The following is a 17,151-nucleotide window of genomic DNA, read 5'->3' as shown; positions in this document are numbered from 1 at the left end:
GCTCGCAGCGCAACGCGCTGCGTTCCTCTTTGGTGAGCATCGCTTTCAGAGTCAGCCCACATGCCGCAATTTTTCATTGATCGACCAATCTTCGCCTGGGTAGTCGCCCTGTTCATCCTGTTGGCGGGGATACTGGCCATCCCGAACATGCCGGTGTCGCAGTACCCCGACGTGGCGCCGCCGGCCATCACCATCACCGCGACCTATCCGGGCGCGTCGGCCAAGGAAGTGGCCGAATCGGTCACCAGTATCATCGAGGACAAGCTCAACGGCGCCAAGGGCCTGATCTACTACGAGTCGGTCAGCGATTCCTACGGCACCTCGACCATCACCGCCACCTTCGCGCCCGGGCGCGATCCCGACCTGGCGCAGGTGGACGTGCAGAACCGCGTGTCCAACGTGATCGCCCAGTTGCCCGCCGCCGTGCAGCAGCAGGGCCTGAAGTACGAGCAGACCAGCACCGGCTTCCTGATGATCGTGACGCTGTCGTCCACCGACGGCTCGCTCGACCAGACGGCGCTGGCCGACTACATCACCCGCAACGTCCAGAACCCGGTGTCGCGGGTGTCGGGCGTGGGCCAGTTCCAGCTGTTCGCGGCGCCGCGCGCCATGCGCATCTGGGTCGATCCGGCCAAGCTGGTGGGCTTCAGCCTGAGCATGGCCGAGGTCAACCAGGCCATCTCGTCGCAGAACGTGCTGGTGTCCGGCGGCAGCATCGGCGCGCCGCCCAACCCCGAATCGCAGCGCATCACCGCCACGGTGGTGGCCAACGGCCAGCTCAGCACGGTGGAAGGTTTCGGCAAGATCGTGCTGCGCGCCAACACCGACGGCTCCAAGGTGCTGCTGCGCGACGTCGCCCGCATCGAGGTCGGCGCCGACAACTACCAGTTCGGCGCGCGCCTGAACGGCAAGCCGACGGCGGCCTTCGCCATCGTGCTGTCGCCTGACGCCAACGCGCTGGCCACCGCCCAGGGCGTGCGTCAGCAGATGGATCAGCTGTCCAAGTACTTCCCCGGCAACATCACCTACGCCATCCCCTACGACACCGCGCCGTACGTCAAGGTCTCGATCGAGCAGGTGCTGCACACCCTGGCCGAAGCCATGGTGCTGGTGTTCCTGGTGATGTACCTGTTCCTGCAGAACGTGCGATATACCCTGATCCCGGCGCTGGTGGTGCCGGTGGCCATGCTGGGGTCGTTCGCGGTCATGCTGGGGCTGGGCTTCTCGATCAACGTGCTGACCATGTTCGCCATGGTGCTGGCCATCGGTATTCTGGTGGACGACGCCATCGTGGTGGTCGAGAACGTCGAGCGGATCATGGCGACCGAAGGCCTGCCGCCCAAGGAAGCCACCAAGAAGGCCATGCCGCAGATCAGCGGCGCCATCATCGGCATCACGCTGGTGCTGGTGACGGTGTTCCTGCCGCTGGCCTTCATGAGCGGGTCGGTGGGCGTGATCTACCGCCAGTTCTCGGTGGCCATGGCCGTGTCGATCTTCTTCTCGGCGCTGCTGGCGCTGACCTTCACGCCGGCGCTGTGCGCGACCATCCTCAAGCCGGTGCCCAAGGGACACCACAACGACAAAAAGGGCTTCTTCGGCTGGTTCAACCGCAAGTTCGACGCCACCACGCATGGCTACCAGAACTGGGTCTCGCGCATCCTGCACAAGGGCGGCCGCATGATGCTGGCGTTCCTGGTGCTGGTGATCCTGCTGGGCTGGCTGTACCTGCGCCTGCCGTCTTCGTTCCTGCCGGAAGAAGACCAGGGCTACGTCATCAGCAACATCGAGCTGCCCACGGGCGCCAGCGCCAACCGCACGGTGGAGGTGATCGAGGAGGTCGAGGCCTATTTCCGCCAGATCCCCGCGGTCGAGAACATCATTACCGTGCAGGGCTTCAGCTTCAACGGTAACGGCCTGAACGCGGCCATCGCTTTCACCACGCTCAAGGACTTCAAGGACCGCAAGGGCAAGGGCGATTCGGCCGGCGCGATTGCGTTCAATGCATTCCAGAAGCAGCTCATGGGCATCCACGACGCCCAGGTGTTCACGCTCGTGCCGCCAGCCATCTCGTCGCTGGGCAACGCCACCGGTTTCGACCTGCGCCTGCAGGACCGCGGCGCGGCCGGCACCGAGGCGCTGGCCGCGGCCACCGGGCAACTGATGGGCATGGCCATGAAGAGCCCGGTGCTGTCGCAGGTGCGCATCACCGGCCTGTCGGCCGGCACGCAACTGACGCTGGACATCGACCGCGACAAGGCCGCCGCGCTGGGGGTGAATTTCGACGAGGCCGCCTCGCTGATCTCCACCGCCGTCGGTTCAGCCTACCTGAGCAAGTTCCCCAACCTGGGCCGGATGCAGAACATCTGGGTGCAGGCGGATGCGCCGTACCGCATGCAGCTGTCCGACGTGCTCAAGCTGAACGCCCGCAACACCCAGGGTGGCATGGTGCCGCTGTCGTCGTTCGTCACCGCCAAGTGGTCGCAAGGCCCGGTGCAGGTGGTGCGCTACAACAGCTACGAATCGATGCGGATCGGCGGCAGCGCCGCGGCCGGTTACACCACCGGCCAGGCCATGGAGGAAATGCAGAAGCTGGTGGGCCAGTTGCCGCAGGGCTTCGGCTACGAATGGACCGGGCTGTCCTACCAGGAACGCCAGGCCGGCAACCAGGCCCCGATCCTGATGGGCCTGTCGCTGCTGGTGGTGTTCCTGGTGCTGGCCGCGCTGTACGAAAGCTGGGCCATTCCGATCTCCGTGATGCTGGTGGTGCCGCTGGGCATGCTGGGCGCGGTGGCGCTGGTCAGCGCGCTGGGCATGTCCAACGACGTGTACTTCCAGGTGGGCATGGTGACCGTGATCGGGCTGGCGGCCAAGAACGCCATCCTGATCGTGGAATTCGCCAAGGACCAGTACGCGCGCGGCATGGGGCTATATGAAGCGGCGGTGGAAGCCGCGCGCCTGCGGTTCCGGCCGATCCTGATGACCTCGCTGGCCTTCATCCTGGGCGTGGTGCCGCTGGCCATGGCCACCGGTGCCGGCGCCGCCAGCCAGCGCGCGGTGGGCCTGGGCGTGCTGGGTGGCATGCTGGCCGCCACGCCGTTCGCGGTGATTTTCGTGCCGACCTTCTTCGTGGTGGTGCTGGGCCTGTTCAAGACCAAGCCGCGCCTGCTGGGCGCCGAGCTGCGCGCCTTCGAGGAAGAGCAGGCGGCCAAGAAGGCGGCCGCGGGGCAGACCCCGCCGGACGCTCCCGCACAACCCAACGGTGGCCAGGAGGGCAAGGAATGAGCGCCCTGATGTTCAAACAGACCGCCTTGTCCGCCTTCGTGGCGGTGGCGTTGGCCGGCTGCTCGCTGGCGCCCGACTATAAGCGTCCCGACGCGCCGGTTTCCGGCAACTGGCCGGATCAGCCCAAGGTGCAGTACGGCGCGTACGCCACGCCCATGTCGCTGGGCACGCAGCCCGCGGCGGCGGTGGCGCCGCAGGCCGGCACGCCGGCAGCCGACCTGGGCTGGCGCGATTTCTTCCGCGATCCGCGCCTGCAGCGCCTGATCGAACTGGCGCTGGTCAACAACCGCGACCTGCGCGTGGCGGTGCAGCGCGTCGAAGAGGCGCGCGCCCAGTACGGCGTGCAGCGCGGCGCGCAATGGCCCAGCATCGGCGCCGGCATCCAGGGCCAGCGCCAGCGCTTGCCCGAGAACATGCGCCAGCCGGGCGCCGGTTCGATCAGCAGTTCGTACCAGGCCGGCATCGGCCTGACCACGTTCGAGATCGACCTGTTCGGCCGCCTGCGCAGCCTGTCGGAAGCGGCGTACCAGCAGTACCTGTCGACCGAGCAGGCGCAAAAGAGCACCCACATCACGCTGATCGGCGCGGTGGCGCAGTCGTACTTCAACCTGCGCGCCGCCCAGGTGCAGCTGGAACTGACCCAGCGCACGCTGGCCTCGCGCCAGGAGTCGTACAACCTGGTCAAGCGCCGCTTCGACGGCGGCGTGGCGTCCGAACTGGACCTGAACCAGTCCAAGTCGCTGCTGGACACGGCATCGGCCGACCTGGCGCAACTGGCCCGGGCCCAGGCCCAGGCCGTCAATGCGCTGGTGCTGCTGCTGGGCACGCCGCTGCCCGAGGACCTGCCGCCGCCGGCCACGTTCGGCCGCGACCAGTTGCTGGCCACGGTGCCGGCCGGATTGCCGTCCGACCTGCTGGAGCGTCGTCCGGACATCCTGGCCGCCGAGAACAACCTGAAGTCGGCCAACGCCAACATTGGCGCGGCGCGCGCGGCGTTCTTCCCGACCATCTCGCTGACCGGCCTGTTCGGCGTGGCCAGCCCGTCGCTGGATACCCTGTTCAAGGGCGGCCAGGGCTACTGGAGCTTCTCGCCGTCGATCACCACGCCGCTGTTCGCCGGCGGCAGCATCCGCGAAGGCTTGAACCTGGCCAAGGCGCGCGACAATATCGCCGTGGCGCAGTACGAGCAGACCATCCAGCAGGCGTTCCGCGAGGTCTCGGACGCGCTGGCGGGCGAGGCTACCTATGGCGCGCAGCTGGACGCCCAGCGCGCGTTGCAGGATTCGTCGGCGCGCACCCTGGAGCTGTCGAACCTGCGTTATACCAATGGCATCGACAGCTACCTGCAGGTGCAGACCGCGCAAGTGGACTTTTTCAATGCCCAGCTGGCGCTGGTGCAGACCGGCCTGGCCGCGCTGATCAACCGTGTGGAACTCTACAAGGCGTTGGGCGGCGGCTGGGAAGAAACAACGAAAGTGCAATGATAGAACTTGGTGTAAACATCGATCACGTCGCGACCCTGCGGCAACAGCGTCACACGACCTATCCGGACCCGGTGGCCGCGGCGCTGCGCGCCGAGGACGCCGGCGCCGACCTGATCACGCTGCATTTGCGCGAAGACCGCCGCCACATCCAGGACGCCGACGTCTACGCGATCCGGCCGCAATTGCGCACGCGCATGAACCTGGAATGCGCGGTTACGCCCGAGATGCTGGAGATCGCCTGCGCGGTCAAGCCCAATGACGTCTGCCTGGTGCCGGAAAAACGCACCGAACTGACCACCGAAGGCGGGCTGGAAGTGGCCGGCGCGCTGTCGGCGGTGACGGACGCGGTCGGCCTGCTGACCGAGACCGGCATCCGCGTGTCGCTGTTCATCGATCCCGATCCGGCGCAGATCGCCGCCGCCGCCCGCGCGGGCGCGCCGGTCATCGAACTGCACACCGGCGCCTATGCCGAAGCCGAGGGCGACGCCGCCCTGGCCGAGCTGGAGCGCATCCGCGCGGCGGTGGCCGAAGGGCTGCGCCATGGCCTGCGCGTCAACGCCGGCCATGGACTGCACTATGGCAACGTCAAGCCGGTGGCGGCGCTGGACGGCATTTCCGAACTGAACATCGGCCATGCCATCGTGGCGCAGGCGGTGTTCGACGGCTGGGAAAAGGCCGTGCGCGACATGAAGGCGCTGATGGTGCAGGCCCGCCTGGAAGCGCTGCGCGGCCGTTGAGCCCGGGCCCGATCCCCTTGAACGGCGCCGCAGCGATGTCCCAGCCCGAAGCCCCTCTCGCCGTCCCCGCGCCGGCCGCCATCGGCGGCATCGGCATGGACCTGCTGCGCATCGATCGCATCGAGCGCGCGCTGGCGCGCCACGGCGACCGTTTCGCCGAGAAGATCCTGGGGCCCGAGGAACTGGCCAAGTTCCATGCCCGCCGCGCCCGCGACCCGGTGCGCGGCGTGCGTTTCCTGGCGACGCGCTTTGCCGCCAAGGAAGCGTTTTCCAAGGCGGTCGGGCTGGGCATGCGCATGCCCATGACCTGGCGCCGGGTGCAGACGCTGAACGCGCCCGGCGGCCGGCCGGTGCTGGTGATCGCCCCTGAACTGCTGGAATGGTACGTGCAGCGCTTTGGCGCCGCGCACGTTTCCATTACCGATGAATCCGACATGGCCGCCGCCTACGTGGTGGTCGAACGCAAGCCCTGACGCCCGCGGGCCGGCTTGCAACACAGAAGGACACGCCGATGGCCAAGAAGAAATCCCGGGCGCTGCCGCCCGGTCCCGTGATGGTCGATGTGGCTGGCACCGTGCTGACCAAGGAAGAAAAGAAACGCCTGCGCCACCCGCTGGTGGGCGGCGTCATCCTGTTCGCGCGCAATTTCGAGAACCGCCGCCAGCTGACCGAGCTGACCCGCCAGATCCACAAGGCGCGCAAGGAGCGCCTGCTGATCCTGGTCGACCACGAGGGTGGCCGGGTGCAGCGCTTCCGCGAGGACGGCTTCACGCCGCTGCCGGCGATGCGCGACCTGGGCGCGCTGTGGGACCGCGATCCGCTGACCGCCATGCGCCTGGCGACCGAGGCCGGCTACGTGCTGGCCGCCGAGCTGCGCGCCTGCGGCGTGGACATGAGCTTCACGCCGGTGCTGGACCTGGACTACGGCGTCAGCAAGGTGATCGGCAACCGCGCTTTCCATCATGACGCGCGGGTGGTGACGATGCTGTCGCGCGCGTTGATCCAGGGCCTGGCGCTGGCCGGCATGTCGGCCTGCGGCAAGCATTTCCCGGGACACGGCTTCGTCGGCGCGGATTCGCACCACGAGATCCCGGTCGATCCGCGTCCGCTCGAACGCATCCTCAAGGACGACGCCGCGCCCTACGCCTGGCTGGGCGACGCGGTGCTGCCGTCGGTGATGCCGGCGCACGTGATCTACCCCAAGGTCGACAAACATCCGGCCGGCTTCTCCAGGCGCTGGGTGCAGGACATCCTGCGCACCCGCCTGGGCTACGATGGCGTGGTGTTCTCGGATGACCTGACCATGGAAGGCGCGTCCGTCGCCGGCGATATCCTGGCGCGCGCCCAGGCCGCGCTCGGCGCCGGCTGCGACATGGTGCTGGTGTGCAACCGGCCCGACCTGGCCGACGAGCTGCTGGCGCGGCTCGAATTCGACCACGCGCCCGAGTCCGTGGCCCGCATCCGCCGGTTGATGCCGCGTTTCGACGCGCTCGACTGGGATTCCCTGCAGGCCGAAAGCCGTTACCAGAATGCCCGACGACTTCAATCTCAAATCGTTCCTGGCTGACCTGCCGCATCTGCCGGGTGTCTACCGGCACCTGGATGCGGCCGGCGAGGTCATGTATGTCGGCAAGGCGCGCGACCTGAAAAAGCGCGTCTCGTCGTATTTCCAGAAGAACCTGTCCAGCCCGCGCATCGCCCAGATGGTGGCGAAGGTGGCGCGGCTGGAGGTCACCGTCACGCGCTCCGAGGCCGAAGCGCTGATCCTGGAAAACAACCTCATCAAGAGCCTGAAGCCGCGCTACAACATCCTGTTCCGCGACGACAAGTCCTACCCGTACCTGCTGATCACCGGCCACGACTGGCCGCGCATCGCCTATTACCGCGGCGCCACCAACAAGCGCGGCCAATACTTCGGCCCGTTCCCCAACGCCTGGGCGGTGCGCGAGACCATCCAGATCCTGCAGAAGGTGTTCCGCCTGCGCACCTGTGAGGACACCGTCTTCGCCAACCGTTCGCGGCCCTGTCTGCTGCATCAGATCGGGCGCTGTTCGGCGCCCTGTGTCGGCGCCATCCAGGCGCAGGACTACGCTTCGGACGTGCAGCGCGCGGTGCGCTTCTTGAACGGCGAGGCCAAGGACGTGATGGGCGAGATCGAGGCCCGCATGCTGGAGGCCGCCGAGGCGCTGCGCTTCGAGGAGGCCGCCGCGCTGCGCGACCAGATGGGCTCGCTGGCGCGGGTGCTGCACCAGCAGACCATGGAGAACGTCAGCGGCGAGGACACCGACATCGTCGCGGTCGCCATTGCCGGCGGCAAGGTCTGCGTCAACCTGGCCATGGTGCGGGGCGGGCGCCACCTGGGCGACAAGCCGTTCTTCCCGACCCACGCCGAAGGCGAGGCCGCGCCGCAGGTGCTGGAAGCCTTCGTGGCGCAGCACTACACCGACAACGCGCTGCCGCCGGTGCTGGTCTGTTCGCACGCGCTGCCCGACGCCGGCCTGATCGACCTGCTGGTGGAGCAGGCCGGGGGCCGCCCGTCGCGCGTGCTGACCCGGCCGCAGGGCGCGCGCCGCGCCTGGCTGGAGCAGGCGCTCAAGAACGCCGAGATGGCATTGGCCCGCGCCCTGACCGAATCCGGCGCCCGCGCCGCCCGCACCCTGGCGCTGGCCGAGGCGCTGGACCTGGATACCGACGAGGCGGCGCTGGACGCGCTGCGCATCGAGTGCTTCGACATCAGCCATACCGCCGGCGAGGCCACCCAGGCCTCCTGCGTGGTGTTCGAGCACCACGACATGCAGCCCTCGCTATACCGCCGTTACAACATCGCCGGCATTACCCCGGGCGACGACTACGCCGCCATGCGCCAGGTGCTGACGCGGCGCTTCGCCAAGGTGGCCGACGGCGAGGCGCAGATGCCCGGGCTGGTGCTGATCGACGGCGGCAAGGGCCAGGTCGAGGTGGCGCGCCAGGTGTTCGCCGAGCTGGGCCTGGACATCCAGGCGCTGGTGGGCGTGGCCAAGGGGGAAGGGCGCAAGGTCGGCCTGGAAACCCTGGTATTTGCCGATGGCCGCCCGCCGGTGGCGCTGGGCGGCGAATCGGCCGCCCTGATGCTGATCGCCCAGGTGCGCGACGAGGCCCACCGTTTCGCCATCACCGGCATGCGCGCGCGCCGCGCCAAGACCCGCAACGTGTCGCGGCTGGAGGAGATCGAAGGGGTCGGGGCACGCCGGCGGCAGCGTCTGCTGGCCCGCTTTGGCGGATTTTCGGGGGTGGCCTCGGCCAGCATCGAGGACTTGGCGTCGGTGGACGGCATTTCCGAGGAATTGGCCGAACGGATCTATGAGGCGCTGCGCGGATAGGGCCCGGATGGCCGGTTCGTGGCCGCCCGGCGGCCCCGAGACAGCCAGTGCAACCCGGCTGATGTAGCATACGGACACTATGCCAATTAACGTACCCATCATCCTGACGTGGCTGCGTATCGCCATGATCCCGCTGGTAGTCGGGCTGTTCTACCTGCCTGAAAGCTGGTTGTCCGTGCCGGTGCGCGACACGTTCGCCGCCTGGGCCTTCATCATCGCCGCCCTGACCGACTGGTTCGATGGCTGGCTGGCGCGCCGCTGGAACCAGACCTCGGCGTTCGGGGCGTTCCTGGATCCGGTGGCCGACAAGCTGATGGTCTGCGCCGCGCTGATCGTGCTGCTGGACCTGAGCCGCGTCGATGCCTTCATTTCGCTCATCATCATCGGCCGCGAAATCACCATTTCGGCGCTGCGTGAATGGATGGCCAAGATCGGCGCCAGCGCCAGCGTGGCGGTGCACCGGCTGGGCAAGTTCAAGACCGCCGCGCAGATGGTGGCGATTCCGTGCCTGCTGTACAACCAGCCGATCTACGGCGTGTCCAGCAAGCTGCTGGGCGACGTGCTGATCATCGTTGCCGCGGTGCTGACGGTCTGGTCGATGCTGTATTACCTGCAGCGCGCCTGGCCCGCGATCCGCGAGAAAGCGCAGTAACCATCACGGCGGCCCGGCTTGCGTGCGGGGCCGCCAGGACAGACCAAGAGCGAAGCCGGCGGGGCGTGGACCGCGACCGGCCCGGCCGCGCGCCGCATTCGCCACAGGGACAACGCCGGCCCGGCCGGACGTTGCTGGAGACAACCCGCGCGCCGCCCCAGGCGGTCGCCTTTCGCCGCTGCCCGCGGCCTTGCGCAATGACTACCGCTGCATCCCCCCTGGCCTCGGACGCCGCCGTCCGCCGGCGCGACTGGCAGATCATCCTCCTGATCGGCGTGGCCCACGCCTCGTCGCATTTCTTCCAACTGGTCCTGCCGTCGCTGTACGTGTCGCTTGGCAACGAGTTCGGGCTGGACTTCGCCCGCCTTGGCCTTCTGGTGTCGACCTTCTACGTGGTCTCGGGCATTGGCCAGGCCTCGTCCGGCTTCGTGGTGGACCGCATCGGCGCGCGGCCGGTGCTGTGGTTCGGCCTGGCCTGTTTCGTGCTGTCGGGGCTGCTGATCGGCTCGGCCACCGGCTACCCCATGCTGATGGCGGCGGCCGTGGTCGGCGGCATCGGCAATTCGGTGTTCCACCCGGCCGACTATTCCATCATCAACCACCGCGTCACGGCGCCGCGCCTGGGCCACGCCTTTTCGGCCCATGGCCTGACCGGCAACCTGGGCTGGGCGCTCACGCCCGTGTTCATGACCTCGATCACGCTGCTGGCGAACTGGCGCGTGGCGGCCTACAGCGCGGCCGCGCTGGTGGCCTTCGTGCTGCTGCTGACCGTGCTCGGCCGCAACCTGCTGGGCGGCGCGGAACCGGCCCAGGCGGACGACGCCAAGGCCGGCGCGCGCGCCGCGCCCAAGCCGCAGGAAAGCGTGTTGACGACCCTGGCCACGCTGCTGTCCAAGCCGGCGCTGTGGGGCGCGTTCCTGTTCTTCGCCTGCACCTCGATCGCGCTGTCGTCGGTGCAGAACTACACCATTCCGCTGCTGGGCCAGCTGTACGACCTGTCCAAGGTGGCGGCCAGCTCGGCGCTGTCCGGCTACATGGTGGCGTCGGCGGCGGGCATGGCGGCCGGCGGCTTCCTGGTGTCGGCCAACCCGCGCACCGAACGCACGGTGATGGTGGCGCTGATCCTGGCCGGCCTGACGCTGGTGGTGCTGGCCCTGGGCCTGGTGCCGGCGCTGTTCGCCGCGCCGGTGGTGGCGCTGGCCGGTTTCTGCTCGGGCGTGGCCGCGCCGTCGCGCGACATGCTGATCCGGCGGGTGACGCCCAAGGGCTCGACCGGCTCGGTCTATGGCCTGGTGTATTCCGGCATGGACGTCGGCTCGGCGCTGGGGCCGCTGGCCTTCGGCCTGCTGTTGGACGCGGGGTTGCGCCAGGGGCCGTGGATCGGCGCGGGCGTGGCATTCACCGCCGCCGCGCTGCTGGCGCAGTGGATCGCGGTGCAGGCGCGCCGGGCGGATCCCGCCGCCGCGGTGCCGGCGCGTTCCTGACACGCCCGCCGCGCGCCATGGCCGCAAGCAGAACGCCGCCCTCGGGCGGCGTTCTGCTTTGGGGGACGGCGGATTCGCCGTCGCTCCCGGGGGGAGAGGGCGTTTGTCGCGCCCGGGATCAGCCTTGTGCCTCGATATGGGCGGCGATGGCGCGGCCGATGTCTTCGGTGCGGGCCTTGCCGCCCAGGTCGGGCGTGCGCGGGCCGTCCTTCAGGCAGTGCTCGATGGCCGCCAGGATGGCGTCGTGCGCGTCCTGGCTGCCCAGGAACTGCAGCATCAGCGCGCCCGACCAGATCATGGCGATCGGGTTGGCGATGCCCTTGCCGTAGATGTCCGGCGCCGAGCCGTGCACCGGCTCGAACAGCGAGGGGAAGGCGCGCTCCGGATTCAGATTGGCCGAGGGCGCGATGCCGATGGTGCCGGTGCAGGCCGGGCCCAGGTCCGACAGGATGTCGCCGAACAGATTGGAGGCCACCACCACGTCGAAGCGCTGCGGCTGCAGCACGAAGCGCGCGGCCAGGATGTCGATGTGCTGCTTGTCGGTCTTGACGTCCGGATACTGCTGGCCGACGGCGTCGGCGCGCTCGTCCCACCACGGCATGCTGATGGCGATGCCGTTGCTCTTGGTGGCGATGGTGAGCTGCTTGCGCTGGCGGCGGTTGGCCAGCTCGAAGGCGTAGCGCATGACGCGGTCGGTGCCGTGGCGGGTGAAGACCGATTCCTGGATCACGATCTCGCGCTCGGTGCCGGAGAACAGGCGCCCGCCCAGGTTGGTGTACTCGCCCTCGGTGTTCTCGCGCACGATGAAGAAATCGATGTCGCCCGGGCGCTGGCCGGCCAGCGGGCAGGGCACGCCCTCGAACAGGCGGACCGGCCGCAGGTTGATGTACTGGTCGAACTCGCGGCGGAATTTCAACAGCGAGCCCCACAGCGACACGTGGTCCGGCACCGTGGCGGGCCAGCCGACCGCGCCGAAGTAGATGGCGTCGTAGCCCTGCAATTGTTCCTTCCAGTCGGGCGGCATCATCTCGCCGTGCTGCGCGTAGTACTCGCAGTTGGCCCAGGGGAAGGTGTCGATCTGCAGCGTCAGGCCGAAGCGGCGGGCGGCGGCCTCGACGGCGCGCAGGCCTTCGGGCAGGACTTCATTGCCGATGCCGTCGCCGGCGATGGCTGCGATTTTGTGAACGTGGGACATGGAGAGCGACCTGAAAAGGGAATAGGAAAGAACGCACCGCGCCGCGCCATCGGGCGCGTTGCAGGCAATGGCAGCCATGGTAGGCGCGCCTACAGTCCATCTACAATGATCCATCGCGTGAAATGAATATGCACGAATCATGAATAATGACCTGCTGCCCGCCGACCTGCGCGTGTTCAACGCGGTGGTGCGCGCCTCCAGCTTTTCCCGGGCTGCTGAAGACCTGGGCATGTCGGCGGCCTACGTCACCAAGCGCATCCGGCTGCTCGAAGCCAGCCTGGGCACGCCGCTGTTCCATCGCACCACGCGGCGCGTGGTCGTCAGCGAAGCGGGCGAGCGTGTCTACCACTGGGCCCAGCGCATTCTGGACGACGTCGAGCACCTGGTCGAAGAGGTCGGCGTCACGCGCCGCGAACCGCGCGGGCTGCTGCGCATCTGCAGCAGTTTTGGCTTTGGGCGGCGAGTGGTGGCGCCGGCGCTGTCGGCGTTTGTGTCGCGCCATCCCCAGGTGCAGGTGCGCTTCGAGGTGTTCGACCGGCTGGTCGACGTGGCCGCCGAGGGCTACGACCTGGACGTGCGGGTCGGCGACGATATCGCGCCGCACGTGATCGCGCGCAAGCTTGCCGCCAACCACCGGCTGCTGTGCGCCGCGCCGTCTTACCTGGCCGAACGCGGCGTGCCGCGCAAGCTGGACGACCTGGCGGCGCACGATTGCCTGGTGATCAAGGAGCGCGACCATCCCTTCGGCGTCTGGCGCATGCGGCGCGGCGAGCGCGAGCACACCGTCAAGGTGCGCGGACCGCTGTCGGCCAACAATGGCGAGATGGTGGTGCAGTGGGCGGTGGACGGCCGCGGCATCATTCTGCGCTCGGCCTGGGATGTGGGGCCGCTGATCGCCGCCGGCAAGCTGGTGCCGGTGCTGCCGCAATACCGCCAGGAGGCCAATATCTGGGCCGTGTATCCGGCGCGGCTGAACGCTTCGGCCAAGGTGCGCGTGTGCGTGGATTTCCTGGAGGCGCATCTGCGCCAGCTTGACGCGAACGACTGACGCGATCGGCCCGCGCGGCGCGCTGGCCAGGCGGATCGAGGCAGCCAATCGGGGCCGCCTATCGAGGCGGCCTCTAGGCCGCCAATCTAGGCCGCTAATCGAGGCCGCTAATCGAGGCCGCTAATCGAGGCCGCGAATCGATGTCCGCGCTCGATGTCCGCGCTCGATGCACGCGTCCGCGGCGGGGCATGGGGCGGCGACAGGTCGGCGTGTTCGGATTGCGTCAGGTCAAGCGGCCTTGGCGGGGCGAGACGGCGCGCTGGCGCCCTTGACGCATCGCAAGCCGCCCGCCGGCCCGCTCCGCTGTAATGACCTTGCGAACGATAAGGTTATTTCAACAGGAGAAAGCCATGAGAAAGAAGCACGCGATGCTCGCGGCGGGTGTCGTCATTGCGCTATGGGCGGGCCAGGCGTCGGGTGCGCCTCGCCAGGAACCGATCCAGCCGATCGAGGCGGCGGTGGTCAAGGTCCCGGCCAAAGTGGAACTGGGCAAGAAGCTGTTCTTCGACCCGCGCCTGTCGCGCTCGGGCGCGATCTCCTGTAATTCCTGCCACAACCTGGGCATGGGCGGCTCGGACAACCTGAAGGCGTCGATCGGCCACAAGTGGCAGCAGGGTTCGATCAACTCGCCCACGGTGCTCAATTCCAGCCTGAACATCGCCCAGTTCTGGGACGGCCGCGCCAAGGACCTGCGCGAGCAGGCCGGCGGCCCGATCGCCAATCCGATGGAAATGGCCTCCACCCATGAACTGGCGGTGCAGGTGCTCAATTCCATTCCGGGCTACCGCGCCGAGTTCAAGCAGGTGTTCGGCAAGGACGGCATCACCATTGACGAGGTGACGGGCGCGCTGGCCGCCTTCGAGGAAACGCTGGTGACGCCGAACTCGCGCTTCGACCAGTGGCTCAAGGGCGACGACAAGGCGCTGACCGTCCAGGAACTGGCCGGCTACACGTTGTTCAAGAACAGCGGCTGCGTGGCGTGCCACAACGGCGTGGCGGTGGGCGGCAACTCGTTCCAGAAGATGGGGCTGGTGGCGCCGTACCAGACCGACAACAAGGCCGAGGGCCGCGCCGCCGTCACGGGCAAGGACGCCGATCGCTTCAACTTCAAGGTGCCGACGCTGCGCAACGTGGCGCTGACCTATCCGTACTTCCATGACGGCGAGGCCGCCACCTTGACGCAGGCGGTGGACGTGATGGGCCGCCTGCAATTGGGCCGCACCTTCACGCCGGACGAGAACGCGCAGATCGTGGCGTTCCTGAAGACGCTGACGGGCGACCAGCCGGCGATCCAGTACCCGCTGCTGCCGCCGTCGGCGGACGACACGCCGCGGCCGGCGCCGTTCGTGAAGTAGGGAGGGGGGCGGCGCCGTCGGGGGCGCCGCCTGTGAAGGGCGTCGTTCGCGTCGGGGCGGACGACGACCGTTTTTACTGGCGCACCGTGCGCACGTCGGCCGGCGGCGCCGTCTCGACGTTGCTGCGCCACGGGTTGATGTCCAGCCCGCCGCGCCGCGTGTAGCGCGCATAGACCGTCAGCTGCTCCGGCGCGCAGGCCTGCATGATGTCGGTGAAGATGCGTTCCACGCAGTGCTCGTGGAACTCGGCGTGCTGACGGAACGAGATCACGTAGCGCAGCAGCGACTCGCGGTCTATCGGCTTGCCGCGGTAGCGGACCTGCACGCTGGCCCAGTCGGGCTGGCCGGTCACCGGGCAGTTGGATTTGAGCAGGCGCGAGCACAGGGTTTCCTCGACCACCTCGCCGGCGCGCGTGCGCAGCAGCTCGGGCGCCGGCTCGTAGGTGTCGATCTCGATGTCGAGCTTGTCTATATAGATACCGTCCAATTCGCCCATGCGCAGTTCGCCAAAGCGCTGCGGCAGGATGAAGTCCAGCCCCACGGGGGCGCCGGCGGCGGCGCTCAGGTCGCGCTCCAGGCGGCCGCGCAGGGCGGCCGAGTTGACCAGCCGGGTCTGGTTGAACGAATTCAGGTACAGCTTGAACGACTTGGACTCGATGATGTTGGGACTGTCGGCCGGCACCGAGAACGTGGCCATCGCCACCCGCGGCTTGCCCTTGGCGTCGAGCCAGGACAGCTCGTAGGCGTTCCACAGGTCGACGCCGGTGAACGGCAGCGGGCCGCTCGCCAGGTTGAGCGCCTCGCGGTTGTGGGCGCGGGCGATGGGGAACAGCAGCGAGGGGTCGTATTGCGAGACGTAGGTCACGCTCTGGCCCAGCGGGCCGTGAGACAGCGTCATGGAAAGGTCGTCGGAAAACGTGGAGATGACCGCATTGTAGGCGGTTGCGAACGCTTCATTTTTCGCATCATGAAACGCTGCTCCCGGCATGTGAAAGTCCGTGCTGCGCCGCCGCGCGAGGCCATTTCACGGATGACAATTGCGTTCCGTAATGCGGAATGAATGAAATAACTCATTGATTTATATAAATAATATTTTTCCTCTTATATAAGAGGCGCGGCCACATTGCTCCGCAGCACAGGCATAGACTTTCTCCAACGATTCACGCAATGCAACCCCGAAGTTTTCTTGCCTTTTCAGCCATAGACCAAGGAGCATGACCATGAGCCACCGCGAAACCGAAATCCGCAATCTGCAGAAAGACTGGGCCGAGAACAGCCGCTGGCAGGGCATCAAGCGCGACTACAGCGCCGAGGATGTCATCCGCCTGCGCGGCTCGATCGCCGTCGAGCACACCCTGGCCCGCCGCGGCGCGACCCGCCTGTGGGAGCAACTGCACAGCGAGCCTTTCGTCAATTCGCTGGGCGCCCTGACCGGCAACCAGGCCATGCAGCAGGTCAAGGCCGGCCTCAAGGCCATCTACCTGTCGGGCTGGCAGGTGGCCGGCGACGCCAACCTGGCCGGCGAGATGTACCCCGACCAGTCGCTGTACCCCGCCAACTCGGTGCCGCAGGTCGTGCGCCGCATCAATAACTCGCTGACCCGCTGCGACCAGATTCAGTGGATGGAAGGCAAGAACCCGGGCGACGAGGGCTACATCGATTTCTTCGCGCCCATCGTGGCCGATGCCGAGGCCGGTTTCGGCGGCGTGCTGAACGCCTTCGAGCTGATGAAGGCCATGATCGAGGCCGGCGCCTCGGGCGTGCACTTCGAGGACCAGCTGGCGTCCGTGAAGAAGTGCGGCCACATGGGCGGCAAGGTGCTGGTGCCGACCCGCGAAGCCGTGGCCAAGCTGGTCTCGGCGCGCCTGGCGGCCGACGTGATGGGCACGCCCACCGTGCTGCTGGCCCGCACCGACGCCGATGCCGCCGACCTGGTGACCAGCGACGTGGACGAGAACGACCGTCCTTTCATCACTGGCGAGCGCACGGTGGAAGGCTTTTTCCGCACCCGCGCCGGCATTGACCAGGCGATCTCGCGCGGCCTGGCCTACGCGCCGTACGCCGACCTGATCTGGTGCGAAACGTCCACGCCCAATCTGGAATACGCCCGCAAGTTCGCCGACGCGATCCATCGCCAGTTCCCCGGCAAGCTGCTGGCGTACAACTGCTCGCCGTCGTTCAACTGGAAGAAGAACCTGGACGACGCCACCATCGCCAAGTTCCAGCGCGAGCTGGGCGCCATGGGCTACAAGTTCCAGTTCATCACGCTGGCCGGCTTCCACGCGCTGAACTACGGCATGTTCGAATTGGCCCACGGCTACGCCCGCCGCCAGATGAGCGCCTTCGTCGAATTGCAGCAGAAGGAATTCGCCGCCGCCGACCTGGGCTTCACCGCGGTCAAGCATCAGCGCGAAGTGGGCACCGGCTATTTCGACGCCGTGACCCAGACCATCGAGGGCGGCCAGTCCTCGACCACCGCGCTGACCGGTTCGACCGAAGAGGCGCAGTTCGAGCACGGCAAGGAGCAGAAGGCCGCCTGAGCCGGACGGGATTGA

At 67.9% G+C, this 17,151-nt stretch carries 13 protein-coding genes; 11 read left to right on the top strand and 2 right to left on the bottom strand.

Annotation, left to right across the window (positions count from 1 at the left end; translation table 11 throughout):
• The first annotated feature begins 60 nt into the window (after positions 1-60).
• From ABFG95_RS07195 to ABFG95_RS07160, 8 genes are all read left to right on the top strand, one after another.
• A complete protein-coding gene (locus ABFG95_RS07195) occupies positions 61-3,282 on the top strand; it encodes an efflux RND transporter permease subunit (RefSeq protein WP_278991913.1) in 3,222 nt (1,073 codons plus the stop codon).
• Positions 3,279-4,766 carry an efflux transporter outer membrane subunit gene (locus ABFG95_RS07190; RefSeq protein WP_059272139.1) on the top strand — a complete coding sequence of 496 codons (1,488 nt, stop codon included), beginning with the start codon at positions 3,279-3,281 and terminating at the stop codon, positions 4,764-4,766. Before ABFG95_RS07195 ends, ABFG95_RS07190 begins: the two co-directional genes overlap by 4 nt.
• The gene (gene pdxJ / locus ABFG95_RS07185) at positions 4,763-5,503 is read left to right on the top strand and encodes a pyridoxine 5'-phosphate synthase (RefSeq protein WP_054416393.1); all 741 of its coding nucleotides are present in this window, start codon (positions 4,763-4,765) and stop codon (positions 5,501-5,503) included. The genes ABFG95_RS07190 and pdxJ overlap by 4 nt, the downstream gene beginning before the upstream one ends.
• A gap of 35 nt (positions 5,504-5,538) precedes the next feature.
• The gene (acpS, locus tag ABFG95_RS07180) at positions 5,539-5,976 is read left to right on the top strand and encodes a holo-ACP synthase (RefSeq protein ID WP_049072756.1); all 438 of its coding nucleotides are present in this window, start codon (positions 5,539-5,541) and stop codon (positions 5,974-5,976) included.
• A 38-nt stretch (positions 5,977-6,014) separates the two neighbouring features.
• On the top strand, positions 6,015-7,070 hold the full coding sequence (nagZ, locus tag ABFG95_RS07175) for a beta-N-acetylhexosaminidase (protein WP_049072757.1): 1,056 nt from the start codon (positions 6,015-6,017) through the stop codon (positions 7,068-7,070).
• Positions 7,033-8,862, top strand: coding sequence for an excinuclease ABC subunit UvrC (uvrC, locus tag ABFG95_RS07170; RefSeq protein WP_049072758.1), 1,830 nt, complete (start codon positions 7,033-7,035; stop codon positions 8,860-8,862). Before nagZ ends, uvrC begins: the two co-directional genes overlap by 38 nt.
• A 79-nt stretch (positions 8,863-8,941) precedes the next feature.
• Positions 8,942-9,514, top strand: a complete 573-nt coding sequence (gene pgsA, locus ABFG95_RS07165) for a CDP-diacylglycerol--glycerol-3-phosphate 3-phosphatidyltransferase (RefSeq protein ID WP_049072759.1) — start codon at positions 8,942-8,944, stop codon at positions 9,512-9,514.
• 197 nt (positions 9,515-9,711) lie between these two features.
• Positions 9,712-10,998, top strand: a complete 1,287-nt coding sequence (locus ABFG95_RS07160) for an MFS transporter (RefSeq protein WP_068980053.1) — start codon at positions 9,712-9,714, stop codon at positions 10,996-10,998.
• A 118-nt stretch (positions 10,999-11,116) separates the two neighbouring features.
• Here the strand turns inward: ABFG95_RS07160 and ABFG95_RS07155 are convergent, their stop codons facing one another.
• Complete coding sequence (locus ABFG95_RS07155) at positions 11,117-12,193, bottom strand: tartrate dehydrogenase (protein ID WP_054416395.1); 1,077 nt, start codon at positions 12,191-12,193, stop codon at positions 11,117-11,119.
• A 139-nt stretch (positions 12,194-12,332) separates the two neighbouring features.
• On the opposite strand from ABFG95_RS07155, the gene ABFG95_RS07150 reads away from it, so the two are divergent.
• Together ABFG95_RS07150 and ABFG95_RS07145 are read left to right on the top strand one after the other, a co-directional pair.
• Positions 12,333-13,241 carry a LysR substrate-binding domain-containing protein gene (locus ABFG95_RS07150; protein ID WP_049072764.1) on the top strand — a complete coding sequence of 303 codons (909 nt, stop codon included), beginning with the start codon at positions 12,333-12,335 and terminating at the stop codon, positions 13,239-13,241.
• A 350-nt stretch (positions 13,242-13,591) separates the two neighbouring features.
• Positions 13,592-14,596 (top strand): cytochrome-c peroxidase, encoded by a 1,005-nt coding sequence (locus tag ABFG95_RS07145; protein ID WP_348995687.1) that lies wholly within the window; start codon positions 13,592-13,594, stop codon positions 14,594-14,596.
• Positions 14,597-14,669: 73 nt separating this feature from the next.
• On the opposite strand, the gene queF is transcribed toward ABFG95_RS07145, so the two are convergent.
• Complete coding sequence (gene queF / locus ABFG95_RS07140) at positions 14,670-15,494, bottom strand: NADPH-dependent 7-cyano-7-deazaguanine reductase QueF (RefSeq protein WP_059273064.1); 825 nt, start codon at positions 15,492-15,494, stop codon at positions 14,670-14,672.
• A gap of 322 nt (positions 15,495-15,816) precedes the next feature.
• On the opposite strand from queF, the gene aceA reads away from it, so the two are divergent.
• The gene (gene aceA, locus ABFG95_RS07135; protein WP_020929020.1) at positions 15,817-17,136 is read left to right on the top strand and encodes an isocitrate lyase; all 1,320 of its coding nucleotides are present in this window, start codon (positions 15,817-15,819) and stop codon (positions 17,134-17,136) included.
• Positions 17,137-17,151 lie beyond the last annotated feature (15 nt).

The organism is Achromobacter sp. HNDS-1, from assembly GCF_040084795.1.
In the GTDB taxonomy this organism is placed as follows: Bacteria; Pseudomonadota; Gammaproteobacteria; order Burkholderiales; family Burkholderiaceae_B; genus Achromobacter; species Achromobacter ruhlandii.
Note: the sequence above shows the minus strand (reverse complement) of the source record. Positions and strands in the feature narration are given on the sequence as shown.

Excerpts from the sequence above, each read along its gene's own strand:
- ABFG95_RS07195 (WP_278991913.1), top strand. The coding sequence starts at position 61 with ATGCCGCAATTTTTCATTGATCGACCAATCTTCGCCTGGGTAGTCGCC.
- ABFG95_RS07190 (WP_059272139.1), top strand. The coding sequence starts at position 3,279 with ATGAGCGCCCTGATGTTCAAACAGACCGCCTTGTCCGCCTTCGTGGCG.
- pdxJ (WP_054416393.1), top strand. The coding sequence starts at position 4,763 with ATGATAGAACTTGGTGTAAACATCGATCACGTCGCGACCCTGCGGCAA.
- acpS (WP_049072756.1), top strand. The coding sequence starts at position 5,539 with ATGTCCCAGCCCGAAGCCCCTCTCGCCGTCCCCGCGCCGGCCGCCATC.
- nagZ (WP_049072757.1), top strand. The coding sequence starts at position 6,015 with ATGGCCAAGAAGAAATCCCGGGCGCTGCCGCCCGGTCCCGTGATGGTC.
- uvrC (WP_049072758.1), top strand. The coding sequence starts at position 7,033 with ATGCCCGACGACTTCAATCTCAAATCGTTCCTGGCTGACCTGCCGCAT.
- pgsA (WP_049072759.1), top strand. The coding sequence starts at position 8,942 with ATGCCAATTAACGTACCCATCATCCTGACGTGGCTGCGTATCGCCATG.
- ABFG95_RS07160 (WP_068980053.1), top strand. The coding sequence starts at position 9,712 with ATGACTACCGCTGCATCCCCCCTGGCCTCGGACGCCGCCGTCCGCCGG.
- ABFG95_RS07155 (WP_054416395.1), bottom strand. The coding sequence starts at position 12,193 with ATGTCCCACGTTCACAAAATCGCAGCCATCGCCGGCGACGGCATCGGC.
- ABFG95_RS07150 (WP_049072764.1), top strand. The coding sequence starts at position 12,333 with ATGAATAATGACCTGCTGCCCGCCGACCTGCGCGTGTTCAACGCGGTG.
- ABFG95_RS07145 (WP_348995687.1), top strand. The coding sequence starts at position 13,592 with ATGAGAAAGAAGCACGCGATGCTCGCGGCGGGTGTCGTCATTGCGCTA.
- queF (WP_059273064.1), bottom strand. The coding sequence starts at position 15,494 with ATGACGCTGTCTCACGGCCCGCTGGGCCAGAGCGTGACCTACGTCTCG.
- aceA (WP_020929020.1), top strand. The coding sequence starts at position 15,817 with ATGAGCCACCGCGAAACCGAAATCCGCAATCTGCAGAAAGACTGGGCC.